Here is a 26,874-nt window from a genome sequence, read left to right as displayed (position 1 = left end):
AAAGTGGGAGGGGAATAAATTTGAGTGAATTGTTTAAAGCATTAGTGGTTGATAAGACGGAGACCGATTTTTCGGTTGAGGTTAAAGAAGTTTCTTTTGATGTCCTTCCTGAAGCGGAAGTACTAATCAAGGTTGCTTATTCCAGCATAAATTATAAGGATGGACTCGCCAGCATCGCAGATGGCAAAATAGTCAGGTCATTTCCGTTTATCCCAGGTATTGATTTAGCGGGAGTTGTTGTCTCGTCTCAGGACCCGCGCTTCCAAGAAGGTGATAAAGTTATCGCGACAAGCTATGAGATTGGGGTTTCCCATTATGGAGGCTTCACTGAGTATGCACGGATTCCAGGAGATTGGGTTGTTCCGCTCCCGGAGAATCTTTCGCTGAAAGAAGCGATGGTTTTGGGAACAGCTGGCTTTACCGCTGCCCTTTCTGTGCAAAGGCTCGAAGAAAACGGGGTTACTCCTGAAAAGGGAAAGGTTTTGGTAACTGGAGCAACTGGCGGTGTTGGAAGTATTGCTGTCTCGATACTAGCTAAACGGGGCTACGAGGTGGTTGCAAGTACTGGAAAAGCTGCTGAACATGATTATTTACATAACCTTGGTGCGTCTGAAGTGATCTCCCGTGAAGAGGTTTATAATGGAAAAATCAAAGCGCTGGATAAGCAACTTTGGGCTGGTGCGGTTGATCCGGTTGGCGGTGAATCCTTAGCGGCTGTATTAAGTAAAATTCACTATGGAGGCTCGGTAGCTGTAAGCGGATTAACTGGAGGCGGAAACGTCCCAACAAGCGTATTTCCTTTTATTTTGCGCGGTGTAAACCTGCTGGGGATCGATTCGGTCTATTGTCCAATGGAAGTACGCAAAAAGCTATGGGATCGAATGGCCACAGACTTAAAGCCGTCCACGTTATTGGATTCAATTGCAGTTGAAATTTCACTTGAGGACTTGCCTGAGACCCTGCCTATCATTTTGAAAGGACAGGCTAAAGGGAGATTCGTAGTAAAAATTCAAGCTTGAACAAATATAAGGACCCTTCGGAATTAAGTTTCCAAAGGGTCCTTTTTCTGATTTATAAATGGAATATCTGGTCAATGCTTTGAATCTCTTGTGGTGAAAGCTGCACATTCAGCGTTTTTAAATTATGAAGCACTTGGTCTGCATTTTTGGCACCTGGAATAATCACATCGATTCCTTCACGTGTTAAATACCAGGCAAGGACCACATGAGCAACCTCTGCCCCTTTTGCATCGGCAATTCCCCTTACCTTATCAATTTTAGCTAAGTTTTGCTCATACACTTCTTTCTGGAATTGCGGCCTTTTTTGATTCTTTTCACTAATCACTGTGTTTATATTATATTTTCCCGTCAAAAACCCAGAGGCAAGCGGATAGAAAGGAACAAAGGAAATCTGATGATCTATCATATAAGGCAATAATTCTTTCTCGGCGGCTCTGCTTAATAGGTTATACTCCCCTTGATACACATCAACGTAACCATCTTTATTCGCTTCTTTTAACTGCTCTAACCGAAAATTGGATACACCAATAGCTCTGATTTTCCCTTCATCCTTTAATTGCTTCAATGCCCCAACCGCTTCATCCTTTGGTGTATCTTGATCAGGGAAATGGATATAGAACAAATCTATGTAATCAGTTTGAAGACGCTGAAGGCTCTCCTCAACTGATTGCTTTAAAAAAGCCGGAGAATTATCAAGCACCACTTCGTTCCCAACAAATTTATGGGCCGCTTTCGTGGCAATGACAATCTCTGAACGATTTCCACTTTCCTTGACAATTTCTCCGACGATTTCTTCAGAACGTTTTGGACCATAGATAAACGCAGTATCCAAAAAGTTAATCCCTTCCCGTAGTCCTTTTCGAACTAAATCTCTGCCTGCTTCTTCATCCAGGTTAGGAAAAAGATTATGTCCACCAACAGCATTGGTACCTAAACCTATAGGATTCACATATAAATCTGTTTTTCCAATACGAATTTGCTTAACCACGTACCTTTCATCTCCTTGTTTATACTATTTTGCAAGTTTCCTAAACTCTCTCAAACCAACGGCGAGCGTTATCAACCATCATATTGGTAACCTGCTCCTCCGTTACACCGTTTTTCTTCAACTCTGGAATCACTTCTTCTAACACAAAACTCATGCTCCAACTCGGGAATGCTTTCGCGGATGTTCCATCAGGATACCAATCATACGAACAACAATAATCCTGCGACAGGAACATGCGGTCTGCGTACCCTAGCTTCGCAAGGGCTATCACGGTATCATTTCGCGATTCGTTTGAACACACTCTTGTTATGCCATAACGGTCCATGCCAATAAATGGCCCCCGCTCCAGTACCTGAAGGATGTACTCCAGATTGTCGGTATCTCCAGTATGACCAATCAATATCCGTTTAGGATCGACTCCCTCTTCTTGAAGAATATCAAGCTGGTTTAAGCCCGTTCCGCTTGCCGGATGAGAATGGGTCATAATCGGTACACCGGTCATTTTATGGGCCCGTGCCACAGCACGGATGACTTTTTCGACATCCTTGGTAACCCCTTGTGCGTCTGTCGCACATTTTAAAAAGCAGGCCTTGATCGATGTATTTTGAATACCAACTTCAATATCTCTAACAAATAAGTCTGCCATATAGTCAATACTGCGATTTTGGAAGTGAGGCGGGATGTAATGATACGAATAAATTCCTGTTGCCGCAATAATTTGCACACCCGTTTCACGTGCCACTCTCTCAATAAAGCGGATATCCCGGCCAAGTTCCATCACCGTTGGGTCACAAATGGTCTTAACACCAAGTTCCTTCACTTTATTTACCTGCTCTACCGCTTTGGCGAATTCCTTTTCTTCATCATACAAATGGGGAAACTGTACAAAGACAGCTTCCGAGCGGACACGCATATGTTCATGAATCAGCGTAACTCCAAGCTCTGCAGAATCAACTGGTCCTGTTACAGTATTTATTAATGTCATAGCCTAATCTCCTTCTTTATTCTTCCAGCAATTTATCCAAACTCTCTTGTACTTTTGGTCTTGATGAAGTGAATTCTTCTAATTCCGTTTTGAAGGTACCATGAATCCGATTGATCATCCCTGCTACCCCAACAGTGGTACAATGGACAAGAATTTGCCGAGGGGTAAAGTGTTCTCTGAGTCTATTATATAACTCATCCTCGAATGAAATCTAAAGAATCCTTGACTTCGGGTGTAGCCTGGTCATAATCTATCAAATCAATACGTTCCATCATCTACCAACTTTCTATTTCTACTTTATTGATAGTTTATAATTTTCCGACAATATTTGCAAAGCCAGGGTATTTCCTGGCTTTGTTAATAGTGTTCTTAGTCCTTTCACTAGTCAACAATTTTATTCTAGCAATTTATTTTTTAGCAGAGCTAACAACTCCAAGCGCCAAATATCTTTCTATTTCCTCCATGGAATAACCTAATTCCGCCAATATTTCATCGGAATGTTCGCCTATTGCTGGTGGAGGTGAAAACTTCTGAACATTGGTATCATTGATTTTAATAGGAACCCCGGTAACAAATACTGCGTCCCCTTGTTCACCCATATTCATTTTTTGGACCATATTCCTATCCTTTATTTGCGGATTGTTAATGATGTCTATTAATGTGTTAACCGGGCCGCACGCAATTCCAGCGTTTTGAAGAAGCTGAAAAACTTCCTCTTTTGTATACTGGATAGTCCACTCTGAAACCATCTTTTCCAATACATCCCGATTCTCCATTCGTCCCTCCTTGCTATTAAAGGGAGAATCGCTATTCAGCCATTCATTTTTACCTATGATTCTGCAAAGCTTTTCCCACATATGCTGAGCAGCAGGTGCAATAAATATATAACCATCCTTTGTCGGATACGTATTACAAAATGCAAGAGGGTCACGATTGCCAATTCGCTGGGGCTCTATTCCCTTTAACATGACTTCGGAAAAATGGTATCCAAGTAAGGAAAGCATTCCATCGAGCATGCTTACATCAACATATTTTCCTGTCCCGGTACGTTCCTTGTGCACTAAAGCCAGCATGGCACCCATCGCCGCTTGCAATCCTGAGAGATGGTCTGCTATATAGAAGCCGACATTAGTAGGAGGCCCGTCCATATGTCCAGTAAGCTCGGCCAATCCGCTCATAGCCTGAATGGTCCCATCGTATGCTCCATAATTTTTATAAGGCCCTGTCAAGCCAAAACCTGTAATATGGACCATGCTTATTTTGGGGTTAATCTCCGAAATAGTCTGATAGTCTATTCCTAAACGCTCCGGTACACCGGCACCATAATTGGTAATTAAAAGGTCGGCTGTTTTTATTAGCCGATGAATGATTTCTCTGCCTTGTTCAGATTTCAAGTCGATCGAAAGTCCGCGTTTATTTCGATTTTGGGCAGCAAAATACAGACTTGTATCCTCATGGAAAGGTCCAGCGATCCTGCCAACTTCTCCCTCAATCCGCTCTATTTTTATGACATCAGCACCGTGGTCGCTAAGGATTTGACTGCAATATGGCCCAGAAATGTAATGCGTAAAATCTAAAATCCGAATTCCAGATAGAATTGACACAGCGGACACCTCTCTTTTTGTATTTTTTTATTAAATGTGGCAATAGCGACTTTCCAACACTTATATGTTTGCTTTTTTAAAAATTGTTTTATATAAATGGTATATTGAACATAGTAACCTAAAAAAAGAGAGGAAATATCAAATGAAATGTTTTTCGATTGATCTGGATGGAACGTTATTAAACTCAAAACATGAAATATCAGATGAAAGTTTCAAGGTACTAAAGGAATTACGGGAACAAGGGCATCAGATTATTTTTAACACAGGCCGAGCTTTTGATGATGTGATTAAATATGATCATGTGCAAAAAATAGCTGCTCCCATTTTTACTATTAATGGGACTGTTCTATACTCTGAAAAAAGAGATGTCCTATACGAAGCATCTTTATCGGTTTCCATCTATAAAGAACTAATGCAAATTTTAAAAGAAATTGGAATGTGGATTATGGTCTATACAAATAAAGGTGGGTTTCCATGCCGATATCCAGCGCTTCAAGATAAAGATCCTGAAGAAATCGTGAAGATTTTCCATCATTATGATTACGATCAAATTCTAGATCAGGATGATATTAAAATTTACAAGATTATGGTCGTCGCACCCGGGAACCAACTCGAAAAAATTGACCAAGTCAAACAAGCAATTGAAGGGAAATTTGCAGTCTCCATGGCCTCTTCTTACGTTCACGTAGTCGAAATTACCTCTATTGAGGCAAATAAAGGAGAAGCACTGCGACGATACCAACAATTAATGAATATCCAGTTTGATGAAATTTTTGCGTTTGGTGACGGTGGGAATGATATCTCCCAATTTAAAGCAGCGACTACTTCCGTCGCAATGGCCAATGCCCCTTTAAATGTTCAAAAGGAAGCCGATTTAATCTCTAAGACAAATGATGAAGATGGATTTGCCTATGCAGTCCGGCACTTATTAAATTTCTAGCATCTCTTGACTGAGGCATCATTGCAAAAACTAAACAAATTCGGGGCGTGCTTTTCACGCCCCAAATTTATGGCTTCCTGCTTCATGGTCAAATGCATTTAATCGGAACGATTGATTTGATATTTATATATTTTTTAATACACTCAAAAAAGGAAGAGGCGGAAAAGATGCAGGGTCTGATATTAAATCAATAACCACTGATCCTTCTGTTGCAAAGGCTTCCTTTAAAGCTTCTTCGATTTCTTCTGGTGAACTTACTCGAAAGCCTTTTACACCGCATGCTTCTGCCACTTTGGCGTGATTAACGGCAGTCAGGTCACAAGCCGATGTATTTCTTCCCCAACGGGCCTGCTCAGCCCATTTTTGATAGGCTAGAACTTCATTGTTTATGACGGCAACCACCACATCTATACCGTGCCGTTTACATGTTTCCAGTTCACTCCAAACATGAGCAAACCCGCCATCTCCTGATAGACAAAAGACCTTTCGATTTGGTTGTGCCACCTTAGCACCCATGGCCATCGGAAGCCCCCAGCCAAGACCCGCAATTCCTCTAGGAAAAATAAATTTTCGATTTCCTTTTGCCTTGATATAATTCGCCAGCCAAACAGACGAGAAGCTTGCATCCGCCACAATAATATGATCATCTGTTAATTGTTTTTCAAGTTCGGCTAAAAATCTTTCCACTTTAACCGGCGATTGGTCTGAGTTTTGGATTTTTTCCGCTTCCTCAGTATGAGCTTTTCTCGCTTTGGCAATGGCTTCTACCAGACTAGGACGCTGTTTATTTCTTTTTTCAAGATTCTTGCGTAAAAGGGCGTTTTTCAATGCTTCCAATGTTAATTTTGCATCTCCTGCTAATCTAAAAGATTCATAGTTCCGGCCAATTTCCATTGGATCAATATCAATATGAATAAATATTGCATTTTTAGAAAATAGTTTCCAAGAATCGGTTCCATTTTGGTTAGTACGATTTCCCACCAATAATATGACATCGGCCTCTTCTACCATTGGTCTCAAGAATTTTGTGGCTCCGCCTTTGCCCATATAGTAACCAATCGGCCCGATGGTTAACGGATGTTCTTCATCCACTGCGCCTTTTCCCATCGTCGTTGTGGCGACAGGGATAGAACATTCATTTTGAATTTGGCGAAGTTCGTGGATAGCCCCGGATGAAATGACACCTCCGCCTGCATAAATAAATGGACGTTCTGCACTTGCGAGCAGTTCAGCAGCCTCTTGGATTCGGGCCGGGTCTGCAATAGTCCGGTCCAAAGGGTAAGTAGACAGGCAAGCCTTTCGTTCTATTTGTACATGGTTTTTCTTCGTATCGAAGGAAATATCTTTTGGAATAAGCAAAACGGCAGGACCAGGCCGACCGCTGGCAGCTGCGGTGAAAGCCATATCCACGTAATCTTCGATTCTAGCTTCTGCTGGAATCTTTTTCACCCATTTGGCCACACCTGAAAAAAGCTTTACATGATCAAGCTCCTGAAAGGAGTTTTTTTCCTCTTCTGAAGTCGGCACTTCATCAACGAGGGCTACAACAGGGTGGGACGCTTTTAAACATTCTGCCAATCCCGGAACCAACAATGTGGCAGCGGGACCATTCTGTGCCGCCACCACAGCTACTGTTCCAGAACACATCGCGTAGGCTTGCGCCATGTAGGAACCGGCATTTTCCTGCCTGAATCCGATTTGTTTAATTCCAAAATCGGAACAGGCAAGCATAATCGTCTGCGGATTACTTTGCCCAAAAATATACTCAACACCATGGCGTTTTAATGCTAGAGCAAACCTTTGGGCATTTGTTACTTCCTGAGTTAAAACATCAGTTTCCTTTTGTGTTTCTGTAATATTGGCCATTCACAATTCCCCTCCTCACTCTACCTTTAGGACAATCTTTCCGGTATTTCGATTTTCCTCCATATACTGATGAGCTGCAGCTACATCTTTCCAATCAAAAACTTGATCAATGATGGGAGCCAGTTTTCCTGTACTAAATTTCGCTCTCGAAAATTCTTCAAACTGACGGGTTAAATCGATTTTAAATGCTTTGCTTCTGGACCTAAGTGTTGACCCGATAAATTGGATTCTTTTCTGTAGGAATGGGCCTAAATGTGCTGAGTTTAATGCTTGTCCGCCCAAGGTCCCGATTAAAATCCATCTTCCATCAATCCCAATTGACTTTACATTAGCTTCCCAATAGGAAGCACCTATGAAGTCCATGATTAGCTGGACACCTTTTCCATTCGTGATTTCACGTACTTTTTCCGAAAAATCTTCTTCCTTATAATTAACAGTATAGTTTGCGCCAAGAGATACACAGCGGTCTAATTTTTCAGCAGAGCCAGCAGTTACGATACTTACCGCACCTATTTCCCTTGCAATCTGGATAGCTGCTGTTCCAACACCGCTGGCGCCGGCATGAATCAGCACATGATCTCCCGCTTTTAAATTTCCTAATACAACCATGTTTAAATAGGAAGTCAGAAAGGCTTCCGGAATCGCTGCAGCTTCCTCAAACGTCATCTCGTCTGGTATTCTCATCCCCATATCTGCCGGAATGACCACCTTCTCTGCATAGCCGCCGCCCGGCAATAGGGCATAAACCCGGTCACCTTCCGTCCAGCCTGTTACACCAGGGCCAACTTTTTCAACCACACCAGACATCTCCAAACCAATAATGGTTGATTCACCAGGAGGTGGCGGATATAACCCTTTTCGTTGCAGCAAATCGGCACGGTTTATAGCAGTTGCTTTCACTTTTATCAGTAAGTCACCCTCATTTGGGATTGGATCTTTTACTTCTCCGATGTACAAATCATGATTTTTGTCGTTTACTAGAACAGCTCTCATCTAATTTCTGCCTCTCTTTCATTTAAGTTTCTCTAGGAGTAAATAAAACCTTCGGGCCGCCATTGTTTAGGCATTCCTCAAAACCTTCTTTAAAATCCTTAAGTTCCAAGTATTTTTTTACAATAAAGAGCGCTTTGGTCTGCAATTTTTCCATTAATTTAATGGCTATATGCCAATCTTCTTTAATGGCAGCGATACTGCCAGTCACCTTTAATTCTTTATATGCGATGTCCATAAAAGATACATTTGTTCGTTTCGAGGATGTACCTATCTGGACAAATTGTCCTTTTGGACGCAGGATGGAAAGCCCTAAATTAACACCGTTTTCATTCCCGGAGCATTCAAAAACGATATCAATGATCAGTTTTTTCTCTTTTAGCAGATTTGGCAAATCTCCGGACATGACTGTTATATCCACGCCCATTTGTGAAGCGATTTCAAGGCGTTCTGTATCTGCTTGCGTCCCACAAACTAACACTGTTGCCCCAAATTGTTTTGCTACAAGAGCGGTAAATAGTCCGATGGTGCCCGGACCAATAATTAAAACAGTATCTGTTGGTGTAATGTCAGCCTTATACACACCCCTTACCGCTACAGACAGCGGTTCAATTAACGCACCTGCATCATCTGAAATCGTATCAGGGACAATATAAACCTGCTTTTCATGAAGTTTTACAAACTGGGCAAAGACTCCATCATAATCGAAACCAATCCGCTTTCGTTTGCTGCAAAGGTTAAATTCTCCCCTTGCGCAGTATTTGCATTCTTGACAGCTGCTGTATGTAGGATGGGCCACAATCCGGTCCCCGATCGCTACTTTACGGACCTTTTCCCCTACTGCAACCACTTTTCCGATAAATTCGTGGCCAATAATGACTGGAGGCGCTTTAGGATCACGGTGATAATTTCCTGTATATAGCTTTAAATCTGTTCCGCAAATACCTGCCCGCTTAACTCTGGCCAGTATTTCATATTTGCCTATCTCTGGAACATCGGTATCCTCTAAGGAAACCTGTCCATCTTTTAACACAACGCATTCCATTTTTGGATATCCCCCCCCTTTGAAAATGCTATATAAAAATGATAAAAAAATCATAGGCTACCTGATTGGTGGTTTTTTCAAGTGTTCCGACTCATATAAGACTCTTATGCTCCCTAACTAGCAATCTTTTCAAATGTTTAGGGTTATATAATGGCTATATGATACCGAAATGGCACTCTTTTTAAGCATTCGAGTTCATATAGGTGCGCTAAGCTACCGAAACGGCAATATTTTCAAGCGTTCAGGTTCATAAAAAGGTCCTATGCTACCGGACTAGCAAAATTTTCAAGCATTCGGGTTCATAAAAAGGTCCTATGCTACCGAACCAGTAAATTTTTTCAAGCTTCAGGTTCATATAAGCGCCTTATGCTACCGAACCAGCAATATTTTCAAGTGTTCGGGTTCATATAATGGCCCTATGCTACCGAACCAGCAAATTTTTCAAGCGTTCAGGTTCATATAAGTGCCCTATGCTACCGAACCAACATTTTTTCAAGCGTTCGGGTTCATATATAGACTCAATATGATACCGAAATCCAGAATCTTATAAGCAGACGGTCGCATATAACAGGTAAATCTCTTTTCTCTCTTGCCTTGTTGAAAAGATACATTCGATTTTTATATTGCAAGAGCGAAAAAACCCTCAGCAGAGGGCATTTTCACCTAATTCTACGTTTCTATCAAATTTAACCTACCTAGGAATAACCGGGAGCAAGATATGGGATGGAAATTCTTCACTATGAAATACTTTTTGGGAAGCGGTAATGAACTCCTTGCTATCAATTCCAGATTCACCCGTGTTCGTATTCCGGTCAAACCGCGGGAAATTGCTGCTGGAAATCTCCACTCTCATCTGATGCCCTTTTTTAAATAAATTGCTGGTTGACAGTAAATCAATTTCATAACGGTACACTTCATTTGGCGTGATGAGTGAAGGCGGCTGATTTTTCTCTCTGTATTTTGCCCGGATAATGCCATCCGCTATGTTAAACGCTTTTCCGTCAGGATGAACATCGACCAGTTTTGCGGTAAAGTCAGTATCAACTGCGGAGCTTGATGCATATAAGACCACTTTTACCGGGCCGGTTACCTCAATGTCTTCCTCTAAAACCTCACTCGTATAGACTAAAATATCATCGCGCGCTTCCAAATGCTGCTGGTCGATTGGTCCGCGAAGGTAATTTGCCGGCATTAACAGGTTACCGCCAAGCGTTGGCACAGGATCGGTTGGGTCATAAACATAACTGTCGTGCGTTTCTTCCTGCGGAGGTGTTATAGAAAGTGACCCATCGCCATCTTTTGTATTGGCATTCCCATTGCTTTGGAAATAGTACGGAGTATAAACGGTTCGTTTCAACGGCCATTCCTGCTCACTGCGCCATTTGTTTTCGCCCATTACAAATAGTTTTACTGGCGACTCTTCTGTTATTCCGTTTTCGATTCCCTTTAACCAATGGTCAAACCATTTTAATTGTAGGCTTGTTAAATCCGTTTTCAATTCAAGCAGCAGACTGGATGTACTCATCCCAAAATTGAGGTCCCCTACGATTGGAGCAAACCCTGCATGTGCCCATGGGCCAATCATAAGCTTCGTATTCTTCTTTTCTTTTAGTTTTTCATAATGCTCGAGATCCTGCCCTAATAAAAGATCATACCATCCAGCAATTCCAAAAATCGGTACTTCAATGTTATCTGATTTTTCTCTTACACTGATTTCCTGATGGTATTCGTCTCTTAAATCATGATTCAAAATGTCATGAACAAACGCAGCATAGCCTTCCCCTAGTTTGAGCCATTCACTGTCTCGGATCGGCAATTGCGAATAGGCAGCCTCTTCTATATGGTCAATGGAATCGAGAAGTGTCATAAACTCTTTTAAAAAGTCCGCTTTTCCTTGTTTAGCTTTTACGACTGCATTCGGTCCAATCGTCGACATACTCCAAGAGACCAATAAACCAAGTTCCAGAGCGCCACCGCGATACATATACACATCGGTTCCCCATGTGATGGGAAAAATCGCTTTTAAGCTTGGCGGCTGCATGCTGGCTGCCTGGAATTGAGTCATCCCCATATACGACAGGCCATACATGCCGACATTTCCATCCGAGTATGGCAAGGAGGCCGCCCACTCTACCGAATCGTAGCCGTCATTATATTCATTTTTATAAATATAAAAAGGAGCGCCCTCTGATTCAAAGCGGCCGCGCACATCTTGAATGATGACGACATACCCTTTGTGGGCGGCAGCGATTGGATCCAGTACCATTGTTGTCAAAGGAAGAAATTCCTTATTATAAGGTGTTCGTTGTAACAGAACAGGATATTTTCCTTCTCCATCGGGACGGAAAACCTCAGCATACAAGGTGGTGCCATCTCTCATAACAGCCGGGACATTCTTTTCGTGAATAATTTTACTCAACAAAATCCCTCCTTTTTAAATCTGTCGCATTGGTTTAGGTTTACTTGCGGATAAGGGGTATCCACTTGCGGATAATCCCCTCTTACTTGCGTATAAGCACTTTTTACTTGTGCATATGCTACTTTACTTGCGGGACAGGTTCCACATACGTTACAAATGCTTTTTCATAGGCATGGCAAGCCTGCAGGACGAGCTTATCCGCAAATCTGTTTCCTGCCACCTGCAAACCGACAGGCAACCCGCTGCTAGTCAGCCCAACAGGCAATGAGGCCGCAGGGTGTCCAGTCATATTGTAGATTTGCGTAAGCATCCAATCTGTGGAAGGGTTTACACTATTTCCGTTAATCAAGGATGGACCCGGTAAGTGGTGTTCAAATGCTGTTGTTGCCAGAACAGGTGAAAGTAACAAATCATAATTGTTTAATACATCTTGGATTTTTTTCCATACAATCGTTCGTTTAAGTTCAATAGATTTATAATCAATCGCACTAAGCTTTCTTCCAATTGCAATCATTTTGGCCATTCCATCGGAGAAGCTTTCCGGGTCTTTATCGAAGAATTCGCCGTAGGTGGCAGCAAATTTCACGCACCACATTCCGGAGAAGGCACGAGCTAGTTCCTTTAAGCTTAAACCTAGATCAAGGTCAATCTCTTCCACTTCACAGCCTAGATCAGCATAATGCCTAACCGCTTTGTCGATAACTTCGGCAACATCATGCGAAATTTCATACAGACCGAAGTTACGGGTATAGGCAATCTTTAGGCCCTTTAAATCCCGGTCAAGGTCCGTGAAATCCTCTCCTAAATCCGGAATTGAATTTGGATTATTCACATCATAGCCGGCCATAACTGAAAGCAGTAAAGCAGCATCTTCCGCAGTCCTTGCCATTGGTCCATTATGTAAATACGGATGTTCGGACCCAAATAAATTGAGACGATCCTCATGAGGAACCAGGCCAAAGGTTGGTTTTAAACCAAATATTCCTGTCAATGCTGCCGGAATACGGATCGATCCGCCTCCATCGCTTCCCTCGGCGAACGGTGCCAGTTTAGCGGCTACAGCTGCAGCAGAACCTCCGCTTGATCCTCCTGGAGTTAACCTATCATCCCAAGGATTTTTCGTCACACCAAATAGCGGGTTATCTGTAACCCCTTTATGGCCGAATTCTGGTGTGTTTGTTTTTCCAAGGACGATCCCGCCCTCCGCCTTAATTCTTTGTAAAAAAATAGGGTCATAATCGGGAACATAATCTTTAAAAAGTGGAGATCCATATGTAGTTAAAATCCCTTTGGTTGGGGTTAAATCCTTGATGGCAATCGGGATTCCGTGTAGTTTTCCAAGTGTTTCCCCCTTCAACACTGACTCTTCAGCACTTTTTGCTTCTTCGAGGGCTTGCTCATTGATGGTCACATAGGCATTCCATTTGGAGTTATGAGTTTCGATACGGTTCAGAAATGCCGTGACTACCTCGACTGGGGACAGTTCTTTTTGTTTGATTAACTTTCCTAACTCTGTTGCAGTGAAATCTGAAATGGACACGTAATTCACTCCTTTTTTATTAAGTCTTCTTTTCTATTATACTTGAATTTATCGTCAATTTTAATTATTTTCTGAATATTTGTTTAAAAAAAGCGCAAGGAACTCACAAAACCTGTTCCTTGCGCTTAATTTTTATTTAACAATCTGATCAATAACAATTCGATTTTTTCTATTAATCGTCCCTTAACAGCGGAATTCAATTCCATTTCATCCATTGTTTCTTTCAAATTATTAAACCACATTTCTGCCCGGTCCGGAGCAATCTGGAAGGGATGCCGATCCTTAACCTGATTCTCATGCTCGTTACTTGTTTCTTCAGATACCAGCCGATTGATAAAAATTCTTTGGCGATTCTTTAGAAGTTCAATATCCACGTTTCTCGCTTTAAACATGGTGATGTAGTAATCATCCTTCATCAGCCTATCATAAAAACGGTCCACCAACTCGTTGACTTTTTCCTGATTCATTATTTGAGACATGACAATACCTCATTTCAGATAATAGCAGTAATTACTACTACCATTATAGTGTAAACCAAAAGGAGAAACTGTGACATAAATCACAATATAATAATTCGCACAACTATGACCCTTTGATCTGCTTGAATTGACTTCTGTGCCGTCTCCCTTATAAAAAATAATACCTATATGTAATTTACATTTATATGTGTTAAAAAATAAAACTTGATGATATACTAAATTAAGTCTAATCAATATCGATTTTTTCACCATAAAAATATAGGAAATAAAGGTTTTATCCAAACCCTTAGGAGGAATGAACTTTGAGTGAGGTACAAAAAAGTTGCTCCGAAATTCCTTATTTACGTCTTGGTGCCGGTGAGCCATTAGTTTTGATTCACGGACTTGGTGAAGTGAAGGAAGGTTGGTCAAATCAATTCGAATTAGCCGATCAGTTTGACTTAATTATTCCGGATTTACGTGGACATGGTGAGTATCAGTTTCCCGGTGAAATATCTATTTATAACTTTGCCTACGATGTGATCACATTATTAAAAAGCCTTGGAATTGAAAGCGCACACATTTGCGGTTTATCAATGGGCGGAATGGTGGCACAGGAAATATATCGTCAGGCACCAGAAATGTGCCGTTCCTTGCTGCTAGTAAGCACATTCCATTATGCCCCAAAACAGTTTGGGGAATTATTTTTAAAATACCGTCGTGCTATGGTAAAGAATAAATCGTTGGAAGGTATAAAAGAAACCGCCGCCAAGATTTGTTTATATTCTTGGTCAAAGGAAAACTTCGAAAAGTTTTACCAATTTTATCAACCAAATAAAGAATACTATATCCAATCGGCGGAAGCGTGTTTGAAAGTGAATTATTTAAGATTACTTTCAAACATAACTGTTCCTACCCTTATAATCGGTGGACAATATGATTCTGTCACTCCAGTTTGGATACAGTTTTTAATGCATAAGCAAATTGCCCACTCCGAGTTTGTGATATTCAGAAATACTGGTCATGTTGCCAAGCTTGAGGCAAAAGATGCCTTTAACAAAGAACTTCGTAACTTCTTAAATAAACACAATACGGCAAGTTAGCCTCCCCCCATTATTACTAATTCCATATTAAAAGCCCCTCTCAACCAAGAGGGGCTTTCTTTATAATACTACCAATTTTTACTTCTTCCAAAGCCTATTTCATTCAATACTCTACCATATCGCCAGCTTAGATAGTAGGTTCGTTTCCAGAATTTTTCCTGACCAAATGGACGATAAAGGTTCCGAAGAAGGTGGTGATTAAAACGCTGAAGAATATGATTTCATCAATATGAATTCCAAATGAAGAAATAATCATTTTTACCCCGATTATAGCGATTAATATAAAGGAGGTTGTTTCAAATTCTGGTACTTTATTAATTAACTTCAAGAATAACTGGGCGACACCCCGCATCATTAAAATTCCTAATATTCCGCCCATGAACAAGACCCATTCTTCATTTGAAACACCGAACGCGGCAACTATGCTATCAAAGCTAAAGGCAATGTCCATTAACTCCACCGTTAACACGGTCCTCCAGAAACCCATTCTTTTCGGCCGAACCTCATCCTCTTCTTCTTTTTTCAAAAATAAGTTCTGCAGGACTATAAACAGCAAATAGTGACCACAGACAATCTTGATCCAAGCAATATGAATTAAGGAAACACCTATGCCAATGACCAATAATCGAAAAAAATAGGCGCCGAATATACCATAGAATAATGCCTTCTTTCTCTGTTCCGGTGGCAGATGCTTCACCATAACCGCTAATACCAAAGCGTTGTCCGCTGATAATAATCCTTCGAGAATAATCAGCGAACCAATAATGCCCCAGCTTGTGTGGTCAAATACTACCGATTCAAAAGCCTTTAATGATAAAAATGTACTATAATTGTGGATTATTTCTTGAAGGAATTCCATCAGCATGTTTACTCCTTTTCCTTAAGCTGGGATTTTCTATTTATTATCTACAGTTCGAAGGTTTGTCCACTTTAAAATCAACAGTCCTTCCCTTCTCTCTAAATTTATGAACTGCTTTGCGATATATGAATTAAAAATATTTAAAGTCCACAAAGTTCCTCTTCCTGTACCTTTCTTTCCTATAAAAAGCAGGATATCTGATAGTTTTTCAGAATACATTATAAAAGACTGAAAGGGGTGGTTGTTGGACATGCTTCGGGCTGAAAAAATGGAAGTGAAGGATGGTCTATCGGCAATTGAGCATTTTTTTCAAAAAGGCTGGACGGATGGTCTGCCAATTGTTCCGCCAACGGAAGATCGAATCTATGAAATGTTGAAAAGTGTCAATATGGAACCGGACACCATCATTGGTGCCATTCCTGAAAGAGGAAGAGTTTTTACAGCTGAAATAGTCGCCATAAATGCAGTTATGGCAGGTTGTTTGCCAGGATATTTCCCTGTCGTCATGGCAGCGGTACAAGCAATGTCAGAACCTGAATTTGGACTGCATGGACCGAGTGCCAGTACTCATGGTGCTGCCATCATGATTGCTGTGAATGGGCCGATTGTCGAGCAAATTAGGTTAAATTCAGGTGCCAATGCCTTTGGACCTGGTAATCGTGCAAACGCCACGATTGGACGAGCGATTCGCTTGTTGATGATTAACGCCGGCGGTTCACCGGAATTCGACCGCTCTACCCTGGGGACTCCGGCAAAATACAGCTTTTGTTTTGCTGAAATGAAGACCGATTGGACACCTCTTCATGTTCAAAGAGGCTTTAATGAGAATGATAGTACGGTTACCGTTTTTGCCTGCGAAGGTCCTAATCAAATTCAAAACCATGGTTCGCTTAACAGCGTGGGAATTCTTAGAACGATGTCGGACCGGATGAGTTCTTTAGGCACCATGAACATGGCGAGTGAAACGGAAATGGCGGTTGTTCTTTGCCCTGAACATTATTATCATCTACAAAAAGAAGGCTGGTCTAAGGAAAGTGTTCAGCAGTTTCTCTACGAGAATGCCAAAAGGTCCATTCGTGATATGAAACATGGCGGAATCATCGACGCACCGATTGATGATGGAGATGATCATAAATTTAAACACGCCATACCTTCCTCTGAACAGATTATTTTAATGGTTGCCGGCGGCGAAGCGGGAAGATTTTCCGCTTGCATGCCGGGATGGTTTAGCTACAAACAGTCGAAAGCCGTCACAAAATCAATTAAAGCCGCAACAGGATTCACCTGACACGAGTGCTCTTAACCGATCGGTGATTGGTTTTCATAATTACTTTTTAAAAGAAAGGATGGCTGCGATTTGAGTTTAATTGTGTTTAATCCTACCTCTGGTCCTAGTTTAAAAGAATTGAGAATGGCGAAAAGAGAGAAACCTTTAGAAGGCAGTGTCATTGGTTTAGTCGATAACGGAAAGAAGAATTCAGATACCGTCATTCGTTTTCTGGCCGAACGTCTTCAGCAAAAATATAATCTGAAGGATGTCATCCACCATAAAAAATTATCTTTTTCACATGGTCTCTCCCATGCAGAGTCTAGCATGCTTGCCGAGAAATGTGACTTTATCATCTCCGGGGTTGGAGATTGAGGGTCCTGCAGCTCGGGCAGTTTGCTCGATGGGATTATTATGGAAAAACAAGGCATCCCGACAGTTGTTCTTAGTACTGAACCTTTTATTTCGTCAAGCAGAGCCATGGCCGTTGCCCATGGGATTCCTGATTACCCGTTTGTCACTATATCCCATCCAATTGCGGCGACGGAAAAAGAGGTTCTTCATCAGTGGGTAGATCAGATTGTCGGTGACGTTGAAGATATTTTATTGAGAAAATCATGAGATACCTTTTTAAATTCTATTAATTAAAAACAGCCAGGGTGGCCAACTTGCCCTGGCTGTTTTTAGATTTAAAAAAGGTTTTTTGAAGCTTTTATAAAGTCCATATCATTAATAACTATATTTTTTAGAACTTAGAATGATAGTTTGCGATTTCCCAAGAGTGTACAGCTGTACGGTAGCTGTCCCATTCTGCTTTTTTCAGGGAAACATATTCAGTGTAAACATGCTCTCCCAATGTTTGAGAAGCAATTTCTCCTGCCTCTAATTCTTTTAAAGCTTCCGCTAAGCTTCCAGGAAGATTGTCGATGCCGCGGAATGCTCTTTCTTCTTCATTCATGTGGAAAATATCCTCTTTAATTTGCGCTGGCGCTTCTAATTCTTTTTCAATTCCATCTAGGCCTGCCGCCGCAATAACCGCAAACGTTAAGTATGGGTTTGAAGAAGGATCTGGACAGCGTAATTCTACACGAGTCGCAAGACCTCTTTTGGCAGGAATACGAATAAGGGCTGAACGATTTGATGTGGACCATGCAATATAGCACGGTGCCTCATAGCCAGGAACCAAACGCTTGTAAGAGTTTACGAGCGGGTTCGTAATGGCAGTAAAGCTCTTTACATTTTCTAATACACCTGCAATAAATTGATAGGCTTTTTTCGATAATTGTAATTCATTAGAAGGATTGAAGAATGCATTTTCGCTTCCCTCAAAGAATGACATATTGACGTGCATCCCGGAACCATTGATCCCGAAAACCGGCTTCGGCATAAAGGTTGCGTGCAAACCAAATTTCTTCGCAACTGTCTTAACAACCCACTTATAAGTAGTAGCCAAGTCCGCTGCAGTAAGGACATCTGCATATTTAAAGTTAATTTCATGCTGTCCTTCTGCAACCTCATGGTGAGAGGCTTCAATCGTAAAGCCCATTGCCTTCAACGCACGGTAGATTTCCAAGCGGACACGTTCACCTAAATCATATGGGGATGGCTCGAAATAACCTGCTTTATCGCCAAGCTCCTGTGTTGGGTACCCATTTTCATCTGTTTTAAATAGGAAGAATTCTAATTCAGGACCGACCGAAATGGTATAGCCTTGATCAGCAGCACGCTCCACAGTTTTCTTCAAAACGTTTCTTGTGTCCCCTTCAAACAACGTTCCATCAGGGTTCTTAACAGAGCATAGGAAACGCGCTTCGGAATATCCTGCTTCCACTGTCCAAGGAAGGACTGCAAACGTATTTAAGTCTGGCTGCAAATAAAGATCGGATTTATTTATTGGGGAAAAACCTTTAATTGACGACCCATCAAACATCATTTTTCCTTCTACTACATCTTCAAATTGCTCCGTTGTTACAGTAACGTGCTTTAGGATTCCTTCGATGTCTACGAATTGTAAGTGAAGTAGTTCAACACTTTTTTCTTTAATAGTGTTTTTAATTTGTTCTAGAGTTGTAGAATTTACAGCTGCATTTGAAATAAGTGTTTCGGTCATGTCACATTACCTCTCAAATTCATGTTATATTTTCTTACATTATATTTAAAAGTAAATCATTAGACAAGTCCTTTTTGCATATTTTTTTGAATATTTATGCTAGTTTCTCGGAAAGCGTTTTCATATTATGATAATGAATAACAGGTTACCATCAGATAATAAGAGATTTTATATTCATAAATATACATAATTATGTATAATAAACTAAAAAAACCGACATTCTTCCCCTGAATGTTGGTTTTAACAGTATGTTCTATTTCTTATAGGTTTTGTTTTTTCATAATATCATTAATTACTTCATTAAACATTTTAATCAATACGCTCTTTTTTTGGGCTTTTAACCATTCGACCTGGTTTATGGGCAGTTTTAATTTTAAACTGACTTCCTCATCGGGCATTTCCACTTTTCTTATTTCTTCTAATGTAATGCCCTCTTCAATATTAGGAAACCACGAATCATTTTCGTTGATTTTTTCGAAATCCTCATATTCATTTAGATCGTCAAGTTCACAAAATAAATTTAGCTGCGGTAACCCTCCTGGCAGGATTTTCGCATGCATAATGGAATTAAGAATACGGCCATCCTCTAATTCTATTTCCATTATCAGGTTTTCAAACTTTCTGTATTTTTTCACCGTCACTTCACTCACAATGAGATCCAATTGCAAACTGAATCCAGAACTTGATTCAAAAATATAGATGGCACTATTAAATATATGGATACTCTCTCCATCTATTTTTACCGATTTAACAACAACCATATCTGTTCCCCCATGCAGCTGTCTCAAACATTCCTATAATTTTTAACTATTAACTTAATTTTATATCATAACCTATTAATTGTTCAATTGGCAGAAGGGCAAAATCCTTTAACTATTATGAATGTGTTTACATCGGTGAGGGTTGGGGAAATTTTCGAAAAATACACAAAGTTAACATAATATTATTATGATTTATTTAATAAAAAAAGATTTAGCCTCAGCTAAACCTTTTTCTTAAATCGATAAACAAAATGAATAAGCGGGATAGAAAGTGGTACCCCTATTACGACCAAATAATAAAATGCCTTTTCACCGATTGTTGGTACAGAGTCTGAAAAAAATGCATTCTCCCCCGATAAAATGATATTATAATGGTTATGAATAAAAGGAAGATTTTTTCTTTTCAACATGGAGGAACAGAATGAAAAAAATGAATAGAACCCTTCTCGTCATTGGGATTATTTTTGTAGCGTTTAATTTACGGCCTGCCCTCACATCTGTGGGCCCCCTCATCGGATTTATCCGTACAGACTTAGGCATTTCAAACGGAACAGCCGGATTTATTACCACTCTGCCATTACTATCATTTGCGATCATTTCCGTGCTTGCACCAAGAATCAGCCGCACCTATGGCAATGAGCGAACTATATTTTTCGGCCTTTTTATCTTATTTATCGGAATTATCATACGGTCACTTGGTTACATCCCAACCGTTTTTCTCGGCACCCTTCTGATTGGGGTTGGCATCGCTGTCGGGAATGTCCTCCTGCCTAGTTTAGTAAAGCTTAAATTCCCGGATAAGGTCGGAATCATGACAAGTACCTATACGACAGCACTTAGCACCTTTGCCGCGCTTGGATCAGGAATCATTGTGCCGCTAGCTCAAGGCATGTCCTTAGGTTGGAAAGCCGCATTAGCCTCCTGGGCTGTAATAGCAGTGATTGCTATGATTATTTGGTTTCCGCAGCTTCGTGAAACCAGTGTCCGGAAACCGGTCGAGAACATTCCTTCCGGAAATAAAGGCCTATGGTCTTCCGCATTGGCTTGGCAGGTTACCTTTTTTATAGGACTACAATCATTTTTGTTTTACTGTACAATCGCCTGGCTGCCGGCCATTTTAGAAAGCCATGGGATGAGCTTGACTTTAGCAGGCTGGATCCTTTCTATCATGCAATTAGCGGGGCTTCCGGCCACGTTTATGACACCGGTCATAGCCGAACGTTTTCGACATCAAAAAGGAATCGTTCTCTTTTTAGGAATCCTTCACCTAGTTGGCCTATTTGGACTGATCTATATTGGTAATACCATATTATTAATAGCAGCCGTTATTTGTATAGGAGTTGCCCAGAGTGCCAGCTTTAGTTTGGCCCTTACCTTTATCGGTCTAAGAACAACCGATGCCAAGCAAGCAGCGAATTTATCTGGTATGTCCCAATCAATTGGGTATCTGCTGGCAGCGATTGGTCCTAGTTTGATTGGTTATCTTTTCGACCAAACCCATTCATGGACAATTCCGTTATTCGTTTTAGCAATTATAAACGTCATGTTAACTGTGGCAGGTATTGGCGCAGGAAGAAATCAATATGTTTTTCGAGAACCATTGAAAAAAATTAGTTAAAAGATAAAAAATGCCGGTACTCCTTCGTAAATGAGAGTAACCGGCGCTTTTTTTATAGAAAAACTATCTTCTTCTAAATCCTTCTTCAACTAAAAATATTTCTGCCTCTTCCCGTGTAGCGAAAGTTTCTTCGAGATTGAGTCCGAAATAAATATTCCAGATTTCATCCTCGTTCACTAATAACAGAACTTGATTTTCCTCATTGACCCATCGTTCCTCTTCGTTATCCCCAACAATCGCTTCTTCTTCGATCGGCTTTTCAACAGCAGACAAGCTATTAATGGATTCTCTAATCAGTTTCTTTAACTCTTCCTCCGAGTAGTCTCGAATATTAACCATCCCTTTTGCATCGGTATGATATTGGGATAATCGGCCGGCATATACGAATCCATTCCCATTTGGATGAAGATGGTACACCACATTTTTCTTTTCATAAACACTTTCGTTAAATTGGAAATTTACTCGTCCTAGGGAAACATTTACCCTCTCAAGTTCAGGAAATGATTCGATTACAGACAGTTTTTCATCAAAAGTCAGCATAAAGGCCTCCAAAATCTTTAAAGTCATATAAACTCCATTATAAATATATTGGTCTAAAATCACCAACTAAATTTTAAAAAATAAAAACCCTCTATCCATCACAGATAGAGAGCCTTCTTCCTTATGCAGATTTACGGATGAAAGATTTCTTTCCTTCTAAACGGTTCTTGCGGTGTTCAGCAGCAGCCGTGAACAATACGTCTGTTGAAGAGTTCAATGCTGTTTCGCAAGAATCCTGTAAAACACCGATGATAAATCCCACACCTACTATTTGCATTGCCACATCATTCGGGATTCCAAATAGGCTGGCAGCCAACGGAATTAACAATAAGGAACCACCCGCAACCCCTGAAGCACCGCAAGCACATACGGCTGATAAAACACTAAGAATGATAGCAGTAGGGATATCTACTTGAATACCAAGGGTATGAACGGCTCCTAGTGTAAGAACTGAAATAGTAACAGCAGCACCGGCCATATTGATAGTTGCGCCTAACGGAATGGAGACAGAATAAGTATCCTTATCCAAACCTAGTTTTTCACATAATTTCATATTTACCGGAATATTGGCAGCAGAGCTACGTGTAAAGAAGGCTGTAATGCCGCTTTCCTTAAGACACATGAATACAAGTGGGAACGGGTTTTGACGTGTAGCAACGAAAACAATTAGCGGATTGACGACAAGCGCCACAAAAATCATACAGCCAAGTAAAACGACTAGCAATTTTCCATAACCAAGCAAAGAATCAATACCATTTGTCGTAATCGAATCGATAACAAGACCCATGATTCCTAGCGGTGCCAACTTGATGACCCAGGTGACCATTTTGGAAACAGCATCCGAAAAATTAGAAATCATTGTTTTTGTTGTATCAGGAGCATTTTTCAACGCAATGCCAAGAACGACTGCCCAAGCTAGGATTCCGATATAGTTGGCATTAAAGATGGCTTTGACAGGGTTATCGACAACATTCAGAAGTAAGGATTTGAGTACCTCAACAACACCGCCGGGAGCTGTCATATCCTCGGCGCCCTTCGCAAGAGTCAAACCTACTGGGAAAATAAAACTTACAATAACGGCGACCAATCCTGCTAGAAAAGTTCCTAAGAGATAAAGAACGAGAATGGATTTCATATTAGTTTGTTGACCGCTCTTATGCTGGGCGATGGCCGACATAACTAGGAACAGTACCAATACAGGTGCAATTCCTTTTAAAGCTCCTACAAATAATGAACCTAAAATGACTAACGGCTTTGCTACTGCTGGAACCGTTAAAGCAAGGATAATACCAAAAATCAAACCAACAATGATTTGTTTTACTAGACTTACTTGATTCCACTTTTTCAATAGATTTCTCAAATAAACTCCCCCTTTGTCTATTTACTTACTACTTTCCACACCAGGATGAAATAGGTGTCTTTCAAGCTGTTATATCTAACAAATAATATTATAATGAATATTTTGATATCTCACAATAGTATTATTTTCATGAAGTTACGTATTGAATATTTGAAAGATTCCCATAAGTTAAAAATATTTCAAATCCATCAAATTTATTCTCTGTCCCGAATGTTATCAAATTAATAATATCATAATCTCTTTTTTTAGCGAATTGTATAATAATATAAACAGTTCCATCAGACTTAACTTTAAAAAACAAAACCCACCCTGATAGACAAAAAGGGTGGGTTACTCAGCTATCTTTTATTTCCGAATGACTAGATTTTCCTTTCTTTTCCTTCCCAGTGCGGGTCCCTCAAAAGCCGTCGGACAACCTTTCCCACCGGACTTTTTGGCAAGGATTCAATAAATTCAACAGAGGAAGGCTTTTTATAAGAAGCTAACTTTTCTTTACAAAATTGGATGAGTTCTTCTTCAGTTACAGTTTGGCCGTCTTTGAGAACGACAAATGCCTTCACTGTTTCTACCCATTTTTCATCCGGAACACCAACTACAGCGGCTTCCATCACCGCTGGATGCTGATAGAGGATTTCTTCCACTTCCCGCGGATACACGTTAAAACCTCCTGAAATGATCATATCTGATTTACGATCAACCAAGAATAAATAACCTTTTTTATCGAGGTATCCCATATCCCGGGTATGTACCCAGCCATCTTTTATCGTTTCTTCTGTTAATACAAGTTCATTCCAATAACCGAGCATAGCTTGACTGGATTTTACAGCAATCTCGCCAATTTCCCCAGCTTGGAGCTCCTCACCGAATTCATCAACTATTTTAATAGATGCAGTCGGAACGGGACGGCCACAGGACAGTAATCTTTCCTCGCCTTCCTCTCCACCGACGGTATGGTCCTCTTTGTTTAAAATGGAAAGAATGAGCGGTGCCTCCGTTTGGCCGTAGTATTGAACAAATTTCGGGCCCCATAGGGTGAGTCCGCGCCGTAATGCTTCTCGAGGCATCGGTGACGCACCATATATAATATTTCTAACGGATTCAAAGGAATACAGTTCGACATTAGGCTGGGACAATAGCATGACAATCATAGTTGGAACTAAATTCAATGTGGTAGGTTTTTCATGGTGTATGGTTTGAAGATACTGTTCGGGATTGAAGCCTGACAGGATGGAATTTGCTGCACCTGATACCCAATGCGGGAGCACCAACGTTCCTGACGCATGGGTCAATGGCGCCGCGTGAAGCATTGTATCTCCTTCGTGGATATCTAATGATGATAAGATATTATTGCTAATAGCTGTCCAAATTTCTTGAGTATGAACGGCAGCTTTAAGTGTACCAGTTGTTCCTGAAGTATATTGAATAGTGGCAATATCGGATTCATGTACTTTCACTGACGGTTCCTCTTCAGATACACCCTTAACAAACTCCGCCATATTAATCATCCATGGTTCTCTTGTGGAACCATTCATTTGGCAGAAATAACGGAGATTTTCACAATGAATTTTTATTTGTTCGGCTCGTTCACTAAATTCATCTGTATATAAGAGCGCACTGGCACCGGTCTCCTTAATCATATGAATATGTTCATTCTCTGATAATCTTGTATTCAGTGGGACCCTGATAATCCCAGTAAGGAGAAGTGCAAAGTCAATTTCAACACTTTGAAGGGAATTTGCCAGCAAAAATGCCACCCGGTCCCCCTTTTTGAGACCAAGACTCAACAATGCATTGGCTAAGCGATTACTATTCCGATAGACTTGATCAAATGTTAATTTTTTTCCTTCAAAGATAACCCCTGTATGATTTGGGAAAAACACGGCACCTCTTTTGATTAATTCAGCTGCATTCACTAACGATTCCTCCCCGTTTAAATAATATTTATGACAGACAAAGACTATTAAGCTTCTTTAACCGACTACTGCAAGTTACGTCCGAATTCCCCGTGTCTGCCCTGTCCTTTAGAAAAACGGGTAGCACCTTCTCTCGTTTCTCCACTATTAACGACATTTACCCCTAACAAGAACTCCAGCTGCATGGCCTTATCAAAGTCAAGATCAAAACCCCGGTAGACTGCTTCCCGATCACTAATCATGCAAGTTTGCGGAAATTCAGCAATTTCTGCAGCAAGTTTTTCAGCCTCTTCCCTCGCTGTCCCTGGTTCAACAACACGGTTTGCTAAACCAATCATCAGCGCCTCTTCTGCGTGCACAGGCCGGCCTGTTAAAATCAAGTCCAATGCTCGGCTCATACCGATTAACCTTGGGAGCCTTTGCGTTCCGCCATCCACAAGCGGAACTCCAAATCTCCGGCAAAACACACCCATGACAGCATCTCGTTCCATCACCCTCAGATCACACCAAATGGCTAGCTCTATACCGCCAGCAACCGCGTAACCTGATACTGCCGCAATTACCGGTTTTGATAAGTGCATTCTGCTTGGCCCCATTGGACCATCCTTTAACATGTCAAGGTTCATTTCATTACCTTCATCTTTAGAAAGCGCATTCAAATCGGCCCCTGCACAAAAAGTTCCGCCTGCTCCATGCAGAACAGCAACCCTTAATGTATCGTCATTTTCAAATTCTCGAAATGCATCCGCCAGCTCCTTAGCGGTCCTCCGATCAACAGCATTTCTCACTTCAGGTCGGTTAATGGTAATCGTACAGACTTTCCCCTTTTTCTCCAAAATCACATTCATTCTTGACTGCCTCCTTTACGTGCGTTTAGATAACTAGAAATTAAATCTTTAAAATTTAGTTCCATCTCGTCCATGTCATATAACTGATTATTCATTGACCACATCGTTCCCAAGCCGATACCCATTGCGATAATCATGACAGGTAAGTTTTTAAGCTGAGTTCCCTCTTTAGATACATCACCCAAGTAGTTCCTGGTATACTCTACCAAGTTTCTAAAAAACTTATTAATAATTTCACGGATTTGCGGATTATGATTTGCCTCACCCAAATAATTTAAAAATACAGCCATGTATTCAGGATTTTCTTTTGAAACCACATTAATATTTTCCAAATGCTTCATCAATTTATCTTCCGGATTTTGCAGCGGTTCAACTGTTTCCATTACCTTTTCATGGGACCGGCGAAATGAAACCTTGAGAACCTGCATAAGCAGATCTTCCTTGCTTTTATAATAATGATAAATAATCCCCGTGCTGATACCGGCTTCCTCGGCTATATCTTTCATGGACAAATTTGAAAGCCCTTTTGAAATAATACAATTTTTGGCTGCCTCAATCACTTGCTCTTTCCTGATGTCTTCCATTCCTACTTTTGGCACAATGGCACCCCCTTTTTTTATTTATAATGAACGTGCAATATA

At 40.7% G+C, this 26,874-nt stretch carries 23 protein-coding genes; 6 read left to right on the top strand and 17 right to left on the bottom strand.

The window, feature by feature from the left end; genetic code table 11:
• Positions 1-20 precede the first annotated feature (20 nt).
• On the top strand, positions 21-1,019 hold the full coding sequence (locus KHA99_RS00540) for an NADPH:quinone oxidoreductase family protein (RefSeq protein ID WP_213115488.1): 999 nt from the start codon (positions 21-23) through the stop codon (positions 1,017-1,019).
• Between the two features lie 52 nt (positions 1,020-1,071).
• On the opposite strand, the gene KHA99_RS00535 is transcribed toward KHA99_RS00540, so the two are convergent.
• The 3 genes from KHA99_RS00535 to KHA99_RS00525 all read right to left on the bottom strand — a co-directional run bounded on the left by KHA99_RS00535 (position 1,072) and on the right by KHA99_RS00525 (position 4,596).
• Complete coding sequence (locus KHA99_RS00535) at positions 1,072-2,007, bottom strand: aldo/keto reductase (protein ID WP_213115487.1); 936 nt, start codon at positions 2,005-2,007, stop codon at positions 1,072-1,074.
• A gap of 40 nt (positions 2,008-2,047) precedes the next feature.
• On the bottom strand, positions 2,048-2,992 hold the full coding sequence (locus KHA99_RS00530; protein ID WP_213115486.1) for a phosphotriesterase family protein: 945 nt from the start codon (positions 2,990-2,992) through the stop codon (positions 2,048-2,050).
• 407 nt (positions 2,993-3,399) lie between these two features.
• The gene (locus KHA99_RS00525; protein ID WP_213115485.1) at positions 3,400-4,596 is read right to left on the bottom strand and encodes a CaiB/BaiF CoA transferase family protein; all 1,197 of its coding nucleotides are present in this window, start codon (positions 4,594-4,596) and stop codon (positions 3,400-3,402) included.
• Between the two features lie 142 nt (positions 4,597-4,738).
• Here KHA99_RS00525 and KHA99_RS00520 point away from each other — a divergent pair, with 142 nt between their 5' ends.
• Complete coding sequence (locus tag KHA99_RS00520; protein WP_213115484.1) at positions 4,739-5,536, top strand: HAD family hydrolase; 798 nt, start codon at positions 4,739-4,741, stop codon at positions 5,534-5,536.
• A 123-nt stretch (positions 5,537-5,659) separates the two neighbouring features.
• Here the strand turns inward: KHA99_RS00520 and KHA99_RS00515 are convergent, their stop codons facing one another.
• The 6 genes from KHA99_RS00515 to KHA99_RS00490 all read right to left on the bottom strand — a co-directional run bounded on the left by KHA99_RS00515 (position 5,660) and on the right by KHA99_RS00490 (position 13,875).
• Positions 5,660-7,402 (bottom strand): acetolactate synthase catalytic subunit, encoded by a 1,743-nt coding sequence (locus KHA99_RS00515; protein WP_213115483.1) that lies wholly within the window; start codon positions 7,400-7,402, stop codon positions 5,660-5,662.
• Between the two features lie 15 nt (positions 7,403-7,417).
• On the bottom strand, positions 7,418-8,395 hold the full coding sequence (locus KHA99_RS00510; protein ID WP_213115482.1) for an NAD(P)H-quinone oxidoreductase: 978 nt from the start codon (positions 8,393-8,395) through the stop codon (positions 7,418-7,420).
• A 22-nt stretch (positions 8,396-8,417) separates the two neighbouring features.
• Positions 8,418-9,437 carry a zinc-dependent alcohol dehydrogenase gene (locus KHA99_RS00505; protein WP_213115481.1) on the bottom strand — a complete coding sequence of 340 codons (1,020 nt, stop codon included), beginning with the start codon at positions 9,435-9,437 and terminating at the stop codon, positions 8,418-8,420.
• Positions 9,438-10,128: 691 nt separating this feature from the next.
• Positions 10,129-11,856 carry a CocE/NonD family hydrolase gene (locus KHA99_RS00500; RefSeq protein WP_213115480.1) on the bottom strand — a complete coding sequence of 576 codons (1,728 nt, stop codon included), beginning with the start codon at positions 11,854-11,856 and terminating at the stop codon, positions 10,129-10,131.
• Positions 11,857-11,974: 118 nt separating this feature from the next.
• Positions 11,975-13,396: an amidase gene (locus tag KHA99_RS00495; RefSeq protein ID WP_213115479.1), complete on the bottom strand. Its 1,422-nt coding sequence runs from the start codon at positions 13,394-13,396 to the stop codon at positions 11,975-11,977.
• 125 nt (positions 13,397-13,521) lie between these two features.
• Positions 13,522-13,875: a globin domain-containing protein gene (locus KHA99_RS00490; protein WP_213115478.1), complete on the bottom strand. Its 354-nt coding sequence runs from the start codon at positions 13,873-13,875 to the stop codon at positions 13,522-13,524.
• Between the two features lie 302 nt (positions 13,876-14,177).
• On the opposite strand from KHA99_RS00490, the gene KHA99_RS00485 reads away from it, so the two are divergent.
• Positions 14,178-14,957 (top strand): alpha/beta fold hydrolase, encoded by a 780-nt coding sequence (locus KHA99_RS00485; protein WP_213115477.1) that lies wholly within the window; start codon positions 14,178-14,180, stop codon positions 14,955-14,957.
• A gap of 127 nt (positions 14,958-15,084) precedes the next feature.
• Here KHA99_RS00485 and KHA99_RS00480 read toward each other — a convergent pair whose 3' ends face one another.
• On the bottom strand, positions 15,085-15,822 hold the full coding sequence (locus KHA99_RS00480; RefSeq protein WP_372447553.1) for a TerC family protein: 738 nt from the start codon (positions 15,820-15,822) through the stop codon (positions 15,085-15,087).
• Between the two features lie 244 nt (positions 15,823-16,066).
• Here KHA99_RS00480 and KHA99_RS00475 point away from each other — a divergent pair, with 244 nt between their 5' ends.
• Positions 16,067-17,104: a hypothetical protein gene (locus KHA99_RS00475; protein WP_213115475.1), complete on the top strand. Its 1,038-nt coding sequence runs from the start codon at positions 16,067-16,069 to the stop codon at positions 17,102-17,104.
• A 69-nt stretch (positions 17,105-17,173) separates the two neighbouring features.
• Entirely contained in the window at positions 17,174-17,704 is a 531-nt protein-coding gene (locus KHA99_RS31300) for a UGSC family (seleno)protein (RefSeq protein WP_307851959.1), read from the top strand.
• Between the two features lie 124 nt (positions 17,705-17,828).
• Here the strand turns inward: KHA99_RS31300 and glnA are convergent, their stop codons facing one another.
• The gene (gene glnA, locus KHA99_RS00460) at positions 17,829-19,193 is read right to left on the bottom strand and encodes a type I glutamate--ammonia ligase (protein ID WP_213115472.1); all 1,365 of its coding nucleotides are present in this window, start codon (positions 19,191-19,193) and stop codon (positions 17,829-17,831) included.
• A gap of 260 nt (positions 19,194-19,453) precedes the next feature.
• The gene (locus KHA99_RS00455; RefSeq protein WP_213115471.1) at positions 19,454-19,954 is read right to left on the bottom strand and encodes a hypothetical protein; all 501 of its coding nucleotides are present in this window, start codon (positions 19,952-19,954) and stop codon (positions 19,454-19,456) included.
• Between the two features lie 421 nt (positions 19,955-20,375).
• Between KHA99_RS00455 and KHA99_RS00450 the strand changes: the two genes are divergently transcribed.
• Positions 20,376-21,572, top strand: a complete 1,197-nt coding sequence (locus KHA99_RS00450; RefSeq protein ID WP_213115470.1) for a CynX/NimT family MFS transporter — start codon at positions 20,376-20,378, stop codon at positions 21,570-21,572.
• A gap of 63 nt (positions 21,573-21,635) precedes the next feature.
• On the opposite strand, the gene KHA99_RS00445 is transcribed toward KHA99_RS00450, so the two are convergent.
• From KHA99_RS00445 to KHA99_RS00425, 5 genes are all read right to left on the bottom strand, one after another.
• Positions 21,636-22,112, bottom strand: coding sequence for a hypothetical protein (locus KHA99_RS00445; RefSeq protein WP_213116845.1), 477 nt, complete (start codon positions 22,110-22,112; stop codon positions 21,636-21,638).
• A 121-nt stretch (positions 22,113-22,233) separates the two neighbouring features.
• Positions 22,234-23,472, bottom strand: coding sequence for a serine/threonine transporter SstT (gene sstT, locus KHA99_RS00440; RefSeq protein WP_213115469.1), 1,239 nt, complete (start codon positions 23,470-23,472; stop codon positions 22,234-22,236).
• Positions 23,473-23,831: 359 nt separating this feature from the next.
• The gene (locus KHA99_RS00435) at positions 23,832-25,385 is read right to left on the bottom strand and encodes a class I adenylate-forming enzyme family protein (RefSeq protein ID WP_213115468.1); all 1,554 of its coding nucleotides are present in this window, start codon (positions 25,383-25,385) and stop codon (positions 23,832-23,834) included.
• Between the two features lie 65 nt (positions 25,386-25,450).
• Positions 25,451-26,233: a crotonase/enoyl-CoA hydratase family protein gene (locus tag KHA99_RS00430; protein WP_213115467.1), complete on the bottom strand. Its 783-nt coding sequence runs from the start codon at positions 26,231-26,233 to the stop codon at positions 25,451-25,453.
• Positions 26,230-26,832, bottom strand: a complete 603-nt coding sequence (locus KHA99_RS00425) for a TetR/AcrR family transcriptional regulator (protein ID WP_284035394.1) — start codon at positions 26,830-26,832, stop codon at positions 26,230-26,232. The genes KHA99_RS00430 and KHA99_RS00425 overlap by 4 nt, the downstream gene beginning before the upstream one ends.
• Positions 26,833-26,874 lie beyond the last annotated feature (42 nt).

The sequence above is a fragment of the Neobacillus rhizophilus genome, assembly GCF_018343535.1.
GTDB lineage: Bacteria > Bacillota > Bacilli > Bacillales > Cytobacillaceae > Neobacillus > Neobacillus rhizophilus.
The sequence above is the reverse complement of the archived record's forward strand: the minus strand, read 5'-3'. Positions and strand labels throughout refer to the sequence as shown.

Bases quoted from the DNA above. Each gene is read 5' to 3' on its own strand.
- KHA99_RS00490 (WP_213115478.1), bottom strand. From the start codon at position 13,875: ATGTCTCAAATAATGAATCAGGAAAAAGTCAACGAGTTGGTGGACCGT.
- KHA99_RS00520 (WP_213115484.1), top strand. From the start codon at position 4,739: ATGAAATGTTTTTCGATTGATCTGGATGGAACGTTATTAAACTCAAAA.
- KHA99_RS00505 (WP_213115481.1), bottom strand. From the start codon at position 9,437: ATGGAATGCGTTGTGTTAAAAGATGGACAGGTTTCCTTAGAGGATACC.
- KHA99_RS00510 (WP_213115482.1), bottom strand. From the start codon at position 8,395: ATGAGAGCTGTTCTAGTAAACGACAAAAATCATGATTTGTACATCGGA.
- KHA99_RS00430 (WP_213115467.1), bottom strand. From the start codon at position 26,233: ATGAATGTGATTTTGGAGAAAAAGGGGAAAGTCTGTACGATTACCATT.
- glnA (WP_213115472.1), bottom strand. From the start codon at position 19,193: ATGACCGAAACACTTATTTCAAATGCAGCTGTAAATTCTACAACTCTA.
- KHA99_RS00450 (WP_213115470.1), top strand. From the start codon at position 20,376: ATGAAAAAAATGAATAGAACCCTTCTCGTCATTGGGATTATTTTTGTA.
- KHA99_RS00515 (WP_213115483.1), bottom strand. From the start codon at position 7,402: ATGGCCAATATTACAGAAACACAAAAGGAAACTGATGTTTTAACTCAG.
- KHA99_RS00530 (WP_213115486.1), bottom strand. From the start codon at position 2,992: ATGACATTAATAAATACTGTAACAGGACCAGTTGATTCTGCAGAGCTT.
- KHA99_RS00445 (WP_213116845.1), bottom strand. From the start codon at position 22,112: ATGCTGACTTTTGATGAAAAACTGTCTGTAATCGAATCATTTCCTGAA.
- KHA99_RS00475 (WP_213115475.1), top strand. From the start codon at position 16,067: ATGCTTCGGGCTGAAAAAATGGAAGTGAAGGATGGTCTATCGGCAATT.
- KHA99_RS00455 (WP_213115471.1), bottom strand. From the start codon at position 19,954: ATGGTTGTTGTTAAATCGGTAAAAATAGATGGAGAGAGTATCCATATA.
- KHA99_RS00480 (WP_372447553.1), bottom strand. From the start codon at position 15,822: ATGCTGATGGAATTCCTTCAAGAAATAATCCACAATTATAGTACATTT.